The 15,054-nt window shown below is 41.1% G+C and carries 14 protein-coding genes; 9 read left to right on the top strand and 5 right to left on the bottom strand.

Annotated features, from left to right (window positions below; all coding sequences use genetic code 11):
• Position 1: 1 nt before the first annotated feature.
• A complete protein-coding gene (locus ABES03_RS07695; RefSeq protein ID WP_430116560.1) occupies positions 2 to 448 on the bottom strand; it encodes a cytochrome C in 447 nt (148 codons plus the stop codon).
• 240 nt (positions 449 to 688) lie between these two features.
• Here ABES03_RS07695 and ABES03_RS07690 point away from each other — a divergent pair, with 240 nt between their 5' ends.
• Complete coding sequence (locus ABES03_RS07690) at positions 689 to 1,432, top strand: Crp/Fnr family transcriptional regulator (protein ID WP_430116558.1); 744 nt, start codon at positions 689 to 691, stop codon at positions 1,430 to 1,432.
• Positions 1,433 to 1,972: 540 nt separating this feature from the next.
• Here the strand turns inward: ABES03_RS07690 and bshB2 are convergent.
• From bshB2 to pdxK, 3 genes are all read right to left on the bottom strand, one after another.
• Positions 1,973 to 2,644, bottom strand: coding sequence for a bacillithiol biosynthesis deacetylase BshB2 (gene bshB2, locus ABES03_RS07685; protein WP_430116556.1), 672 nt, complete (start codon positions 2,642 to 2,644; stop codon positions 1,973 to 1,975).
• Positions 2,645 to 2,682: 38 nt separating this feature from the next.
• Entirely contained in the window at positions 2,683 to 3,030 is a 348-nt protein-coding gene (locus ABES03_RS07680) for a YojF family protein (protein WP_308081754.1), read from the bottom strand.
• A gap of 155 nt (positions 3,031 to 3,185) precedes the next feature.
• Positions 3,186 to 4,022: a pyridoxine/pyridoxal/pyridoxamine kinase gene (pdxK, locus tag ABES03_RS07675; protein WP_430116553.1), complete on the bottom strand. Its 837-nt coding sequence runs from the start codon at positions 4,020 to 4,022 to the stop codon at positions 3,186 to 3,188.
• Positions 4,023 to 4,576: 554 nt separating this feature from the next.
• Here pdxK and fdhD point away from each other — a divergent pair.
• From fdhD to ABES03_RS07655, 4 genes are all read left to right on the top strand, one after another.
• Positions 4,577 to 5,356 carry a formate dehydrogenase accessory sulfurtransferase FdhD gene (fdhD, locus tag ABES03_RS07670; protein ID WP_430116550.1) on the top strand — a complete coding sequence of 260 codons (780 nt, stop codon included), beginning with the start codon at positions 4,577 to 4,579 and terminating at the stop codon, positions 5,354 to 5,356.
• An 85-nt stretch (positions 5,357 to 5,441) separates the two neighbouring features.
• Entirely contained in the window at positions 5,442 to 8,420 is a 2,979-nt protein-coding gene (fdnG, locus tag ABES03_RS07665; RefSeq protein WP_430116657.1) for a formate dehydrogenase-N subunit alpha, read from the top strand.
• Positions 8,420 to 9,247: a 4Fe-4S dicluster domain-containing protein gene (locus ABES03_RS07660; RefSeq protein ID WP_430116548.1), complete on the top strand. Its 828-nt coding sequence runs from the start codon at positions 8,420 to 8,422 to the stop codon at positions 9,245 to 9,247. Before fdnG ends, ABES03_RS07660 begins: the two co-directional genes overlap by 1 nt.
• The gene (locus ABES03_RS07655) at positions 9,240 to 9,950 is read left to right on the top strand and encodes a formate dehydrogenase subunit gamma (protein ID WP_430116546.1); all 711 of its coding nucleotides are present in this window, start codon (positions 9,240 to 9,242) and stop codon (positions 9,948 to 9,950) included. The genes ABES03_RS07660 and ABES03_RS07655 overlap by 8 nt, the downstream gene beginning before the upstream one ends.
• Before the next feature lie 281 nt (positions 9,951 to 10,231).
• Here the strand turns inward: ABES03_RS07655 and ABES03_RS07650 are convergent, their stop codons facing one another.
• A complete protein-coding gene (locus ABES03_RS07650) occupies positions 10,232 to 10,471 on the bottom strand; it encodes a hypothetical protein (protein ID WP_430116544.1) in 240 nt (79 codons plus the stop codon).
• A 313-nt stretch (positions 10,472 to 10,784) separates the two neighbouring features.
• Between ABES03_RS07650 and ABES03_RS07645 the strand changes: the two genes are divergently transcribed.
• The 4 genes from ABES03_RS07645 (at position 10,785) to ABES03_RS07630 (ending at position 15,043) form a co-directional block, all read left to right on the top strand.
• Positions 10,785 to 10,979: a twin-arginine translocase TatA/TatE family subunit gene (locus ABES03_RS07645; RefSeq protein ID WP_066256906.1), complete on the top strand. Its 195-nt coding sequence runs from the start codon at positions 10,785 to 10,787 to the stop codon at positions 10,977 to 10,979.
• Between the two features lie 124 nt (positions 10,980 to 11,103).
• On the top strand, positions 11,104 to 11,841 hold the full coding sequence (gene tatC, locus ABES03_RS07640) for a twin-arginine translocase subunit TatC (RefSeq protein ID WP_430116543.1): 738 nt from the start codon (positions 11,104 to 11,106) through the stop codon (positions 11,839 to 11,841).
• A gap of 407 nt (positions 11,842 to 12,248) precedes the next feature.
• Positions 12,249 to 13,325, top strand: a complete 1,077-nt coding sequence (locus tag ABES03_RS07635) for a hydrogenase small subunit (RefSeq protein WP_430116541.1) — start codon at positions 12,249 to 12,251, stop codon at positions 13,323 to 13,325.
• Complete coding sequence (locus ABES03_RS07630; protein WP_430116540.1) at positions 13,322 to 15,043, top strand: nickel-dependent hydrogenase large subunit; 1,722 nt, start codon at positions 13,322 to 13,324, stop codon at positions 15,041 to 15,043. Before ABES03_RS07635 ends, ABES03_RS07630 begins: the two co-directional genes overlap by 4 nt.
• Positions 15,044 to 15,054: the final 11 nt, after the last annotated feature.

Raw genomic sequence — 15,054 nt, 5'->3', positions numbered from 1 at the left:
ATTATTTTGCTTCAGATGCTTGTTTAAGAAGATCTAAAACCTGCGTGCGCTCATCGTCTGTTAATGGGTTTTTGCTGATAACACCAGACATAACAGCTGATGTTGGTTGTTTCAAGAATTCTTCAATTGGCTTGCCGTGCTTACCTTCAACGTTAACAAATGCCTGTGAAAGGTCTGGTCCTACTGCACCAGCTTTAATATTTAAAGATTCCACACTGTGGCAAGCAAGACATCCCTTTTTGTTAAGGATATTGTCTTCGCTAACAGATGCACTGCTTGTTTCTTTAGCAGCAGTACTTTCTTCTTTGGTTTCGGTTGTGGCCTTTGTTTCTGTTTGGGCTGTTTGAGATGGCTGATCAGAAGCGCCCATAATGACGCCGAAAACTAGGTAGCCAACACCAAAGCCGAGTAATAGGCTTATAGCAAAGCTTAAAATTGCCTTATTCATTCTGTCCCCTCCTTTTTTTTCAAATGAACACCTTCATCCTAAATGGAATGCCAGTAGAAAATTGTGATGTATAGCACAGTTTTATTTTTCTTTATGAACGTTTTGTGACTGGGATGGTAAAGCCTCGCACTGTCGCGGTTTTAAAAAATTGAACGTTTTGTGAATCTCGTCACTACATCAGGGTTGGAACTTAATTACAATGAATGGTAGAAATGAGTGAATGAAGAGGTGGTGGGTAAAGTGAATCAGTCGGAGTGTGTAAAGGATTTGCATTTATCGGTTTATCAAGAGGGGAAGCATCTCGACTTACTGCGGAAAATTGTCATCTTTAAGGATTTATCACATAAATCCCTTCAAGTAATTGAAAAACGGATTCAGACATTTACTTTTAATAAGGGGAAAAAGATTATTTCAGAGGATGAAGTAGCACGAGGGGTTTACTTTGTCCGTTCCGGAGCTGTAAAACTGACAAAGCAGGATGAGAATGGCAATGAAATCATTGTTTGTGTGAAGCAAAAAGGGGATGTGTTTGCCGAAGCAGGCTTGTTTACGCAAAAAACAGCTAAGTATCCGGCAACGGCCACGATGCTGCAGGACGGCGTGATTCTGTTCTTGGATAAGTTGGAATTAGAGAAGGATTTATACAATGATCCTGAGCTAGCGATGCAAATGATTCGTTATATGAGTGATAGTTTAAGGGACATGACGTCTCAGCTAAGGGATGTTGCTTTGCTGGATGTGTATGCAAAAACGGTGAAGACTCTTGAACGGCTAGGTGAGAAGTTTAATGAAGGGAGAGCCCGGTGGGATATTGAGATTCCATTGACCGTTCAGGAGTTTGCGACGGTAGTGGGAACAACAAGGGAAAGCGTCAGCCGCGTGTTTTCAAAGTTGAAGAAAGAAGGATTAATTGATTTAAAGTCTAGAAAAATTGTTATTTTGGATTGGTGCGGTCTTTGTACTTTGTTGCATCGGGAGTATTAGAATAGGCGAGGGTGTAGATGCTGATCTACGTGAACTGACAGGGAAGAAAAGTGAGGAACGGGTAACGTAGAGGCGGTCTACGTGACTGAACAGGGAAAGAAAAAGGGAAAAGGGAACCCTTTTTCCCTTTGGCTTAAGTCGCATAGCCCCTCTCTATGAACCGTTATTCCTTTTTTCCCGTTAACACCGGTCGCATAGCCCCCCTCTATGAATCGTTTTTTCTTTTTTCCCGTTAACACCGGTCGCATAGCCCCCCTCTATGAACCGTTTTTTCTTTATTTCAGTTAAAACCGGTCGCATAGTCCCTCTCTATGAACCGTTATTCCTTTTTTCCCGTTAACACCGGTCGCATAGACCCCCCTCTACGCGCCCTTTTTCTTTTTTCGCTTTGGCTTCGGTGAGATCGTAGAAGCAGTCTCCCAGACCGAACAGGGTAAGATAGGGGTAACATAGAAACAGACTACGTTACTCAAATAGACAAGGAAAGAATAACAAGTAACATAAACACAATGAAAAAAGCCCTTCGTGCGCGAAGGGCTGTTAGTTTGCAAACTTATAGGTCCAAAAACGTTCGTTATTAATCCAAATCATGATTTGCGGGTCTTGATTTTTCAGCTTCTCTTCCATACCAATGAACATCTGCTCTGTCTGCGAACGGTGTGCTTGGATGGCTGCGAGCTTTGTTTGGCCCACTGGGGCAATATTGTTGATAATATCCGCTTCCCCAAGCTCTTCGACACAATTATTAGAGAAGGCGACACAGTGTAAGGTCGGCCTTGCAGCGGCAGGCATCTTCTCAACCGCTCTAACGACCGCCGCACCGGTGGCATCATGATCAGGGTGAACCGAATAACCCGGGTAAAAAGTGATAATTAAGGATGGATTTAGTTCGTCTATTAAGGCTGACATCGTGTTAGTCAGCTTCTCATCATCTTCAAATTCAATCGTTTTATCACGGAAACCAAGCATGCGAAGGTCTTGAATACCCAACACCCGGGCAGCCTCCTTCAATTCCTGCTTTCTTATTTTAGGCAGATTTTCCCGATTGGTAAAAGGGGGATTGCCCATATTTCTTCCCATTTCCCCTAATGTTAAACAAGCATAGGTAACAGGAGTTCCATTCTGAACATGAGTCGCAATCGTACCTGATACACCAAAAGCCTCATCATCAGGGTGAGGAAAAACAACCAAGACATGGCGCTCTTTTTTCATAGTTCATTCTCCTTTCCGAGATAACTGTTCAGCACTCCTTACTCAAATGGAGTATGGCTGATTTCAAGGGCAACGGCCAGCTTTCCTTCGTGGTCATGGCCGGCTAATAATAGATGGTTCTCTTCGTCGATTTCAAAGTGGGTAATCCCCTCTGCGTAAATCCAACCGAGGTTGATTTTTAGACCGACGCGATACGGACCATTTCCTGTGATCTTTCCCAATTCATAACGGACAAGGGCGTTACGAATATAGGCTCCAGCGGAAAAGAAAGATTGATCTTTATGTGATGCATAAGCACCATTGGTTGTTTCAAGGTGAATATAAACATCTTTGTTTGCAAAGCCATTAATGGCCTCTTGGACACGGCTTAACTCCACTAACTCCATGCCTAATGACCTCCTTCCCTTCGTTTCAAAAGCAGAATCTATAAACTATTCTTATTTAATAATGTAACTATCATACTAAAATCATTTAAAAAATGCGAAATGATTGCTTGAAAAGGGCTGACTCTTTGGCAATTGAGTCAGCCCTTCCATATTATTTACTCACAATCGTCGCAGAATTCTGTTACAGATTCGGTACCACGGTAGGCACCGTGCCAAGTCGGACCGACGAATTGGTTTAAGCGGAATCCTTGTTGGATGGCGGCTGTAATAAATTCCTTGGCCACATCCACTGCATCATAAACGGATTTCCCTTTTGCAAGCTCAGCGGTAATAGCTGACGAATACGTACAGCCTGCACCGTGCGTATATGTCGTTTCGAATTTTTCTGACTCGTAAAGTTTAAATTCTTTTCCATCATACAGCAGGTCAACCGCTTTTTCTTCAGAGTGAAGCTTGCTGCCGCCCTTAATTAACACAAATTTAGCGCCCTGCTCATGGATTTTCACAGCCGCTTCTTTCATTTCCTCAACAGTGCGTGGTGTCTTCATTCCAGCAAGCTGTCCTGCTTCAAAAAGGTTAGGCGTAACGACTAAGGCACGTGGTAAAAGAAATTCGCGCATTGCATCGGTTGTCTCCGGATTCAATACCTCGTCTTCGCCTTTACAAACCATTACCGGATCGATGACTACTTTTTCTAATTTGTTTTCGTCAATCTTTCTTGCAGCTAATTCAATAATTTCAACGGTTCCAAGCATGCCTGTTTTCATCGCGTCAATTCCAACGGATAGAACGGTTTCCAATTGAATCTCTAATGTATCTACTGCAATGGGAAACACACTATGGTGCCAGTCCTTTGGATCCATCGTTACAATTGTTGTCAGTGCCGTCATTCCGTAGACACCAAGCTCCTGGAATGTTTTTAAATCTGCTTGAATTCCTGCACCGCCGCTCGTATCTGAACCGGCAATCGTCATTACTTTTTTAATAGTCATTATGTAATCCTCCTTTTGATTTGAAGCCTTTCTATTTTGTCCAGTTCCAGCGCCTAGCCCCTCGGGTCTGACCAAGGCGCTTCTACTCTTCTTATTATAAATCATTCTCAGAAATATAACATAAATGTGATTTCCCTTTCAGGTGTATGATTTTAAATTGCTAATCCTTGACAGAAAAATGACAATTAGCCCATTTGTACTATTTGCATGCATGCAGCGTGATAAATATTACTTTCAAAAAAAAACTAGGAAAGTACGATGAGAATATAGGGAAGGAACTAAATTGTAACCGCTTACGAACGCCTGCAAAATAATATAAATACATTGGTTAACTTGTTGATTTGCAAAAATGTTAGAAATCTGACACAAATCTGAAACGAACAAGGAAACCCTACTGTTTCAAGAAGCGAAATAGTTTTATGCTCAAGAGCTAACAGGAATAACCCAATTTGGCGTAGTTACACTTTTCGACAAAGTGACAAATGTCGCTGAGGGTAATTGGTCCTATTTTTACAATGAATAAATAAAGAAAATCTAGATGGGGAGGGAAAACAATGAACCGCAAGGGTTGTCCTGATGAGTATCCAATTTCCTTGATCATTAACGGATATGAAATAGCCGTTTTTCAATTAACAAAATACGACCTAGAGGATTGGACCTATGGATATTTGTTTTCTGAAGGATTTATTCAGGAAGCAAGTGATATTGAATCCATCTTAATCAATGAGGAAATGGGCAGCATTCACGTTTCTCTCAGCTCCCATTTTGACGAAGAACAAGTTTTTTCAAAAAAGAAGCATTATACAGCTGGTTGTGGTAGGGGGGTCACCTTCTTTTCTATGACTGATGTGAAGAATTTTGACAGAGTAACCTCGAATAAAACCTATCTATTAAGCTATCTCTTAAAAAAGAGAAGTGAGTTTGCTCAGAATTCAGACCTTTACTTGGAGACAGGTGGTATGCATGGAGCCTGTATTATCGATGAAGACGGTAATATGGCCATTCGCGAAGATATTGGCCGACATAATGCAGTAGACAAGATTATTGGCTACGCAATAAGAAAACGGTTACAACCTGAAAGGTTAATTTTACTTACAACCGGTAGGGTTTCATATGAAATGCTCTCAAAAGCAGCCAAATTTGGCTTTCCTGTTATCGGATCACGTACGGCAGCCACCAAGCAGGCCGTACAGCTGGCAAAGTTTTTAAATATTGAGGTGATTGGCTATTTAAGAGGGAAAATGGCCACCATCTATACCACTAATGGCCGAGTGATTAATGATATAACGGCCGAGCTGCCTTTAGAGAGAAGCATTGAAGGGGGGAATCCATAACTAAGAGTTCAACAGTGTAAATGATAGAGAGATATATTTGGGATGTTCTAATCAATTTATGGGAAGGAGATTAGTGATGGTTGAAATGAACTTAAATCGCCGGCAGTTTTTGAAGCTATCTGGTGCGACTGCAGCAACTCTTGCTGTTGTGGAACTAGGCTTTAATGAAAAGAAGGCCTATGCGAAGTCAAAAGAATTCAAAATTGCTAAAGCTACTGTAACACCAACCATTTGCTGCTACTGTGGTGTCGGATGCGGAATCCTCGTTCACACCAAAAATAATACTGTGGTTTATACGGAAGGGGATCCGGATAACCCAATTAATGAAGGTAAGCTTTGTAGTAAAGGAACGACATTAAGACAGCTATATACATCTGAAAAACGGTTGACCAAACCACTTTATCGTGCTCCTGGAAGCAATAAGTGGGAAGAAAAAGAATGGGATTGGATGCTCGACACCATTGCCAAACGAACAAAAGAAACTCGAGACAGTTCATTTGTTGAAAAAGAAAATGGAATAACTGTTAATAAGACAGAAAAGATTGCCAGCCTTGGCGGCGCAGCACTTGATAATGAAGAAACCTATTTGCTCGCAAAACTAATGAGAGGGCTTGGTGTCACCTACTTAGAGCACCAGGCACGAATATGACATAGTTCTACGGTTGCCGGTCTGGCACCTACATTTGGTCGTGGAGCAATGACTAACCATTGGAATGATCTGCAGCATACTGATTGTGCGTTGATTATTGGCGCAAACCCTGCAGAAAATCATCCGATTAGCTTTAGATGGCTGACAAAAGCAAAGGAAAACGGAGGCAAAATCGTCAGTGTGGATCCACGTTACACAAGAACGTCTGCACAGGCTGATGTATATGCTCCGCTTCGCTCCGGTACGGATATTCCGTTCATCGGCGGGATGATTAATTATGCAATAGAAAACAATCTCATCCACAAAGAGTATGTTGCTAAATATACAAATGCAGCATTCATCGTGAAAGAGGGCTTTGACTTTAATGAAGGCCTTTTCTCCGGATACGATGAAGCTAAAAGAGCCTATGACAAAACAAAATGGGCAATTGAAGCAACAGAAGATGGGAAGCCAGTAAAGGATGAAACGTTAACTCATCCACGCTCTGTTTTCCAACTAATGAAGAAACATTATTCTCGTTATGATGTGAAAACAGTAACTACAGTAACAGGAACACCAAAAGAAGATTACTTAAAGGTGTGTGAAGCCTTCTGTTCAACAGGTAAGGTTGGAAAAGCAGGTACCATCATGTATGCAATGGGAACAACTCAGCATACTGTGGGCTCGCAAAACGTCCGTATCTATGCCATCCTACAGCTTTTATTAGGAAACATTGGATTACCTGGCGGCGGAATTAACGCAATGCGCGGTGAATCCAACGTTCAAGGCTCAACAGACTTTGGATTATTATTTGATAACTTAACTGGTTATCTGGGCGCACCAAAAGCAACGGTTCCTGAGCATGCCACGCTTAAAGGCTACTTAGAAAAAGAAACACCAAAAACAGGTTACTGGAGCAATAAGCCGAAATTTGTTGTTAGCTTACTAAAAGCATGGTATGGCGCCAATGGAACATCAGAAAATGAATTTGGCTATCAATTCCTGCCAAAAGGAAACAAAAACTACTCCCACATCAATTTATTTAATGCGATGTATAAGGGTGAGCTAGATGGTGCTTTCCTATTCGGAACGAACCCAGTAGTTGGCGGACCGAATGCAGGAAAAGAAAAAGAAGCATTAGGCAACCTTAAGTGGTTGGTTGCAATCGATCTATGGGAAACTGAAACGTCTGCGTTCTGGCAAAAAGAAGCGGGAAGTAACCCAGCAAAAATTAATACAGAAGTATTCCTACTTCCAGCCTCTGCTTCTTTTGAAAAAGAAGGAAGTGTATCGAACAGTTCACGTTGGATGCAATATCGCTGGAAAGCTATTGAATCAAGAGGCGAGGCAAGACCAGACCTTGATATTATTCACGAATTAGCCTTAAAGTTGAAAGCATTATATGCAAACAGTCCTAAATCAGCAGACAAACCGTTCCTAGCTCTTGATTGGAACTATGGAACAGGAGAAATTCCTGATATTGATCTTGTTGCCAAAGAAATCAATGGATATGACTTAAAAACAGGTAAATTGATCGCTGGTTTTGGGGCTTTATTAGATGATGGAACTACTTCTAGTGGTAATTGGATTTACTCTGGTTTCTATCCAGAAGAGGGTAAAAATAAATCCAAAAATCGCGATAACAAAGATACGGGCGGCGAGAACTACTTGAACTGGTCTTATGCATGGCCAATGAACCGCCGGATTCTTTACAACCGTGCATCTGCCGATCCTAGCGGTCAGCCGTGGAGTAAGGAAAAAGCAGTCATTTGGTGGGATGCTGCTCAGAAGAAATGGGTCGGAAATGACGTTCCAGACTTTAAACCAGTCGTAGCACCTACTGAACCAGGTGGTGTTGGTCCGTTTATTATGAATAAGGATGGTGTCGGTCTATTGTTTGCACCAACCTTGAATGATGGTCCCTTCCCAGAGCATTATGAGCCATTCGAAAGCCCGGTGGCGAATGCTTTTTCTAAGGTTCAATTAAACCCAGCAGTAGTGGTCATTGAAGGTGACTTCAATAAAAAAGGCGATAAAAAGAAATTCCCGATTATAGCAACCACCTACCGTGTTAGTGAACATTGGCAGTCAGGTTCCATGACAAGGAACCAGGAATGGCTTTCTGAATTAGCTGGTCATATGTTTGTTGAAATGAGCGAAGAGCTTGCTAAAGAAAAAGGCATTAAGAACAAAGACAAAATCATCGTCAGCTCTGCACGTGGAGAAATTAAAGCCTTTGCGATGGTGACAAAGCGCTTTAAGCCAATTGTCACTAACGGTAGAAAGGTTCATGAGATTGGAATGCCATGGCATTTTGGCTATAAAGGATTTGCTACAGGAGATACAGCCAACCGCCTGACTCCGCACATTGGGGATGCCAATACCATGATCCCTGAGTATAAAGCATTCCTCTGCGATGTTAGGAGGGCTGACTAATGACTAAATACGTAAAATACGTCGATGTAACCAAGTGTGACGGCTGCCGTGCCTGTATGGTTGCCTGCAAAAACTGGAACGACCTTCCGGCGGAGCCAACGGAGTTCTTAGGAAGTGTTCAATCCCATGCGAAAACAACAGCAGATACATGGAATGTCCTACAGTATATTGAGCATGAAAATGGAAAAGGGGATTTAGAATATCTATTCCGTCACTCATCCTGCTTCCATTGTACTGATGCTGCCTGTGAAAAGGTTTGTCCGGAGAACGCCATCAGCTATACAAAGTATGGCTCAGTGGTTATCGATCAAGACAAGTGTGTAGGCTGTGGATATTGTGTTCAAAACTGTCCATTTGAAGTGATTTCTTTAAAGACCTATAAAGATAAAAATGGTAAAGAGTACAAGAAGTCGCATAAATGCACGATGTGTACGGATCGTTTAGATGAAGGCCTTCAACCTGCCTGCGTAACCACCTGCCACACGGGAGCGATGGAGTTTGGTGATGCGGAGGCTATGATTCAAAAAGCAGAAAAGCGCGTGAAGGAAATCAAGGATCGTTACCCTAATGCCATGGTATACAACCCACAAGGGGTAGGCGGCACACACACTGTTTATGTGCTAGCGGAGAAACCATCTGTTTATGGGTTGCCGGAAAATCCAAAGGTTCCTACCTCTGCAGTGGCTTGGAAGGATTACGCACAGCCAATAGGTAAAATGATGCTTGGGGCGACAACCATGGCTGTTGTGGGTGCGTTCATTACCAATCGGTTATTTAATAAAGAAGGCAAAGACGAGAAGCAAGATGGAGGTGGTAGCCATGAGTAAAAAACAAAAGCCAGCCGTTCAAGTAAAGCGGTTTTCGAAGGCCTTTGTCTGGGCACACGCCGTCAATGCCATATCATTCTTTGCACTCTATATTACGGCACTGCCTATGTACACGGAATTCTTCGATTGGTTATATCCCGTTTTAGGCGGTCCAGAAGGAGCACGTCTTCTTCACCGAATCTTTGCAGTTGCATTTGTTACACCTACAGTTATTTGGGTAATTTTTGACTTTAAAGGCTTTAAGCGCTGGATGAGAGAGCTTATTACCTGGAAAAAAAGAGATCTTCAATTTTTTACTGAATTTGTTAAAGAACTTTTCGGCTTTAAATTTAAGCATGTTAGACAAACATTCTTTAACGCTGGTGAGAAGATTAACTCTATCATCCAAATTGTTACGGCGATTATGATTATTGGATCTGGATTTCCAATGTGGTTCCCACAATTCTTCCCAAGAGCTGTCGTTCAGTGGGGCTACTTTTTCCACAACTTCGGCTTTGGCCTAGCAATCGCTGTTGTTGTCGGACATATTTATTTGAGTGTTGTTCATAAGAACTCAAGACCAGGCTACTCCGGAGTTGTCACAGGAAAGGTTCCTGCTTGGTGGGCTAAAGAACACTACACCGAATGGTATGAAGAAGAAGTGAAAAAAGGCAACTTCCCTAAACTAGATGATCCTAGCAACAAGAAGAAAAAAGGCGCTTGATAGCCGATATGTAAATCAGGGCAATGGCTGTCAGTAACATGACAGCCTCTTGCTATTAATAGTGGATATGTTATTTGCTATGAGTTGATTGGAGCGGAAGGCACGAAGACTCCTGTGGGAGTACGGTTCAGGGGAGACCCCGCAGGCGCAAGCGCCGAGGAGGCTCGCCGAAACGCCCACGGAAAGCGAAGTGCCTGGAGCGTAATTCAACAGACAAGTTTAACAAAGACAAAATAAAAAATAAGCATCAGCAACTTTTGCTGGTGCTTTCTTTTTTTCTATTAAAAATAGGAACCATTCACTTCGTATTCTGCTAATTTTGCAAGCATACCTCTAAATTCATGTGGATGGCAAAATTCATCTTCATGAAAGTGCTTTTTCACCCAAGCAATTAATTCATTTGAGCTATTAAAATATTCCCCACTTCGATCACTTTTTCGAATGGTATATCTGCCATTGTCATCATCAACAGTTACCTCAACAGGGAGAGCTCCATCAAAACTGCATAGTGAAAATTCCATCCTCATCACATCCATTCCATATAATTTCCTTTAGTATATGTCCTTATGGTTCAAATTATATGCAAAAAAAGTATAGTTGTCAAAATATTTTAAAAATTCTATCATAAAAATGGTCATTGACTTAAATAGAGGTAATTGTTAAATTGTCTATAGTGTTATAAAACAAAGTTGGAAATGCTAAAAATCACTCTGCTGTTAGTTTTATACGATTTTGTGAATTTACTATGAATTTTATTGGATATTTAACGCAAATTGTTTTTTCAATACTATAATCATAGTAGAAATATACAACACTTAAAGGGGATGTAAATCCATGTTTTCAAATATCGGAGTACCCGGACTAATTTTGATCTTAACTCTTGCTCTTATCATTTTTGGACCAAAGAAGCTTCCAGAAATTGGACGTGCGTTTGGACAGACATTAAAGGAATTTAAAAAGTCGACACGCGAACTTACAGACGATGTAATGAAGGATATTGACGAAGAAAAGAAAAACTTGACAAAATAAGGTGTAAGATTTCGTGTCTTGCACCTTTTCTTCTCGGAATTTTAACTATAAATACATGAGAAAGCTTGTTATTTAATGCAGAATAAGAAACATTTTTAACCTTTGAAATTGGTAGGGGAAGTACATGGAAGATAAAGAATTAAATTTAGTTGATCACTTGGAAGAACTACGTAAGCGGATTATTATTTCCGCACTCGCTTTTATCGTCTTTTTTGCCATCGGTTTTATTTATGTGGATGATATTTATAAATGGTTCGTTCGCGACCTTGAAGTGAAATTAATGGTACTTGGTCCAAGTGACATTATTTGGATTTATTTTATGTTAGCAACTGTTGTAGCAGTTGCTGGGACGATACCCGTTCTAGCATTGCAAATATGGTTGTTTGTAAAACCAGCATTAAGACCAGTAGAAAGAAGAATCACGCTTTCATACGTACCAGCCTTATTCTTTTTATTTTTAATTGGTCTATCATTTGGTTATTTTGTTATTTTTCCAATGGTTCTTAAGTTCTTAGTGAATATTGGCGGTGATATGTTTGTTACCAATTTCACGGCCGATCGATATTTTAGTTTTATTATGAACATGACATTACCATTTGGAGTGTTGTTTGAACTCCCTGTTGTTGTTATGTTTTTAACCTCATTAGGAATTATTAATCCGTTTGTATTGGCGAAAATTAGGAAGTATGCCTACTTTGTTCTTATTATTATAGCTGTGGTAATTACACCGCCAGACTTTATGTCCGATTTTGTTGTAACCCTGCCATTGTTACTGCTTTATGAAATAAGTATTAACCTTTCTAAGTTTGTTTACCGAAAACGGTTAAAGAAACAACCGGAAGATGAATTAATAGAAGCATAGGAAAATGTAAAGACCTTAAGGGATGATTTCTCTTAAGGTCTTTTTTATTGGCTCTATAAATTGTCTGTTGATTTCCACTCCAGGCGCTTCGCTTTCCGCGGGCGTTCCGGGAGCCTCCTCGTCGCTCACTCCTGCGGGGTCTCCCGTGACCGCTACTCCCGCAGGAGTCTTCGCGCCTTCCGCTCCAATCAACAGGTGTATCAAATCATCATAATGCATTAACATAACCATTTAGTCGGTTGTATTTTCCATTATCTACAACTTATTAAAAGAAAATATTGTAAAAATGCAGTTAAGGATACTTTGTGTACTTTTTTGAAAATTCAAGACGAATGGCCTAGTGTTATACTACAATTTCTTTGAAATCAAGTAATATTTAATTTCATGAAAAGTGGAGGGGAAAGCGGATGAAGAGACAGAAAACAGTATACGAAGCCGCGATCGACCATGGCTTTAGCAGGCGTGACTTTATAAAAATGTGTACTGCACTTGCTGCTACATTAGGTCTAGAATTCACGCAGTCTGATCAAGTTGTGAAAGCAATGGAAACAAAAACAAGAGTACCGGTTGTATGGCTGCAATTCCAAGATTGCACTGGTTGTTCCGAATCATTCATTCGTTCATCACAACCAAAGACTGAAAGCGTTTTACTCGAAATGATTTCACTGGAATATTCAGAAGTTCTTTCCGCTGCTTCAGGGCATCAGGTGGAAGCTTCCATGAAACAAGTATTAAAGGATTATAAAGGGGAGTACATTCTAGCTGTTGAAGGAAGTATTCCTGATGATGATGCGTTCTTAACTGTTGCAGGGCAATCGGCAAAAGAAACTTTCTTAGAAATGGCAGCAGGAGCTAAGGCTATTGTCGCTTATGGTTCTTGTTCGTCATGGGGAGGAATTGCTGCTGCACACCCAAATCCAACGGGTGCAAAGCCAGTTACAAGCTTTGTAAAAGATACTCCAACAATTCTTGTACCGGGATGTCCGCCCATTTCAGAAGTAATGACGGGAGTGATTGCTCACTTTATTACATTTGGAAAATTACCAGAATTGGACCAGTTCGGACGCCCAAAAGCTTTCTATCGTCACCGTATACATGACAAATGCAATAGACGAGCCTATTTCGATGCAGGATTATTTGTGGAATCGTTCGACGATGAAGGAGCCAAACAAGGTTATTGCTTATATAAAGTAGGCTGTAAAGGTCCAACCACTTATAACTCTTGTGCAGAAATGCGTTGGAATGGCGGGGTGAGCTATCCCATACAATCGGGTAACCCTTGCTTTGGATGTTCAGAAAAAGATTTCTGGGATAATGGACCATTCTATACAAGAAGAGCGAAAATCCCTGGAACACAAACAACAATTGAGCCTGATGAGGTCGGTTTAGCAGCTATTGGATTAACAGCAGCTGGTATTGCTGTCCATGCAACTGGAACGGTCATTAAAAAGAAGAGAGATGACAAACGGGGTGAGGAAGAATGAGTGAACGCATAGTAGTAGACCCAATAACAAGAATTGAAGGCCACCTGCGAGTAGAAGTAGATGTCGATGAAAAAGGTGTAATAAAGGAAGCATATAGCTCTGGAACTGCCGTCCGTGGTCTTGAATTGATTGTAAAGGACCGAGACCCGAGAGATGTCTGGGCATATGTGCAGCGTATTTGTGGTGTTTGTACTACCGTACATGCCTTGGCATCTATTCGTTCTGTTGAAGATGCGTTAAAAATAAAGATTCCGAGAAATGCCCATTTAATAAGAGACATAATGAATGAAGCGTTATTTGTTCATGACCATGTCGTCCATTTCTATCACCTTCATGCATTGGATTGGGTAGATGTTGTGAGTGCCATCAGTGCCAATCCTGCAGAGACATCTAAGCTGGCTCAATCCATTTCAAGCTGGCCAAAATCTTCGCCAGGGTACTTTACAGATGTACAAAATAAAGTGAAAAAACTGGTAGAAAGTGGTCAATTAGGTATTTTTGCAAACGGTTATTGGGGTCACAAGGCCTATAAACTCCCGCCTGAAGTAAATCTATTGGCAGTTGCTCACTACCTTGAAGCATTAGATTGGCAGAAGGAAATCGTTAAAATCCATACGATTTTTGGTGGCAAAAATCCTCATCCACATTATGTCGTTGGTGGAATGGCGACACCGTTAGATATTGAGAGTGATAATGGAGTTCATGCTGAACGACTCATGCATGTTTCACAATTAATTGACCAAGCTCGGGAATTTGTGAATCAAGTCTATATACCTGATTTACTCGCTATCGGCTCATTTTATAAGGATTGGACGTATGGTGGCGGGTTAAATAATTACCTTTGCTATGGAGATTTCTCTACAGGAGACATCTATGATACAAAGCTATATCGTATGCCAAGAGGAATCGTTTTAAATGGCAATTTGAATGAAGTGTTGGATGTTGATTTAAAAGATCCTAAACATGTTCAGGAGTTTATTGATCATTCCTGGTATACCTACGATGGAAATGAGGGCGGAAAAGGTAAGCATCCATTCGAAGGAGAAACAACCTTTAATTACACAGGACCGAAAGCGCCGTTTAAAACATTGGATACCAATAAACAGTATAGCTGGCTAAAGGCACCGCGCTGGAAAGAGCATCCAATGGAAACAGGACCACTTGCAAGGATGATTGTAGGTTATGCGGCAGGAAAAGAAGAGATTGTAAATATCGTAGATGAAACATTGAAAAAGCTGGATTTACCAATCAAAGCCTTACAATCAGCTTTAGGACGGACCGTTGCCAGGGGACTTGAAACGGTATTAATTTCCGGATGGCTGCGTAATGATATGGATGAATTATTAAAAAATGTGAAGAGTGGAAACCAAACCACTTTTGATCGGACAAAATGGGAACCAAGTACGTGGCCGGAGCGTGCCAAAGGTGTTGGCTGGATGGAAGCACCACGCGGTGCACTAGGCCATTGGATTGATATCAAGGATGGGAAAACACATAACTACCAGGCCGTTGTACCTTCCACATGGAATGCCTCACCTCGTGACCATAAAAACAATATCGGTGCATATGAGGCAGCACTGAAAGGAACACCAATGTTGAATAAGGAACAGCCATTAGAAATTATGAGGATTATCCATTCCTTTGACCCTTGTCTTGCATGTGCTGTCCACTTAACCGATTTGGAAACTAATAATACGACCGAAATTCGTTTAGGTTAGGAGTGAAACAA

The sequence above is a fragment of the Neobacillus rhizosphaerae genome, from assembly GCF_050477885.1.
GTDB classification, from domain to species: Bacteria; Bacillota; Bacilli; order Bacillales; family Cytobacillaceae; genus Neobacillus; species Neobacillus rhizosphaerae_A.
This window is presented reverse-complemented; position numbering and strand designations above follow the sequence as displayed.

Bases quoted from the DNA above. Each gene is read 5' to 3' on its own strand.
- ABES03_RS07695 (WP_430116560.1), bottom strand. From the start codon at position 448: ATGAATAAGGCAATTTTAAGCTTTGCTATAAGCCTATTACTCGGCTTT.
- bshB2 (WP_430116556.1), bottom strand. From the start codon at position 2,644: ATGAAAAAAGAGCGCCATGTCTTGGTTGTTTTTCCTCACCCTGATGAT.
- ABES03_RS07680 (WP_308081754.1), bottom strand. From the start codon at position 3,030: ATGGAGTTAGTGGAGTTAAGCCGTGTCCAAGAGGCCATTAATGGCTTT.
- pdxK (WP_430116553.1), bottom strand. From the start codon at position 4,022: ATGACTATTAAAAAAGTAATGACGATTGCCGGTTCAGATACGAGCGGC.
- fdhD (WP_430116550.1), top strand. From the start codon at position 4,577: ATGAACCGCAAGGGTTGTCCTGATGAGTATCCAATTTCCTTGATCATT.
- ABES03_RS07660 (WP_430116548.1), top strand. From the start codon at position 8,420: ATGACTAAATACGTAAAATACGTCGATGTAACCAAGTGTGACGGCTGC.
- ABES03_RS07655 (WP_430116546.1), top strand. From the start codon at position 9,240: ATGAGTAAAAAACAAAAGCCAGCCGTTCAAGTAAAGCGGTTTTCGAAG.
- ABES03_RS07650 (WP_430116544.1), bottom strand. From the start codon at position 10,471: ATGGAATTTTCACTATGCAGTTTTGATGGAGCTCTCCCTGTTGAGGTA.
- ABES03_RS07645 (WP_066256906.1), top strand. From the start codon at position 10,785: ATGTTTTCAAATATCGGAGTACCCGGACTAATTTTGATCTTAACTCTT.
- tatC (WP_430116543.1), top strand. From the start codon at position 11,104: ATGGAAGATAAAGAATTAAATTTAGTTGATCACTTGGAAGAACTACGT.
- ABES03_RS07635 (WP_430116541.1), top strand. From the start codon at position 12,249: ATGAAGAGACAGAAAACAGTATACGAAGCCGCGATCGACCATGGCTTT.
- ABES03_RS07630 (WP_430116540.1), top strand. From the start codon at position 13,322: ATGAGTGAACGCATAGTAGTAGACCCAATAACAAGAATTGAAGGCCAC.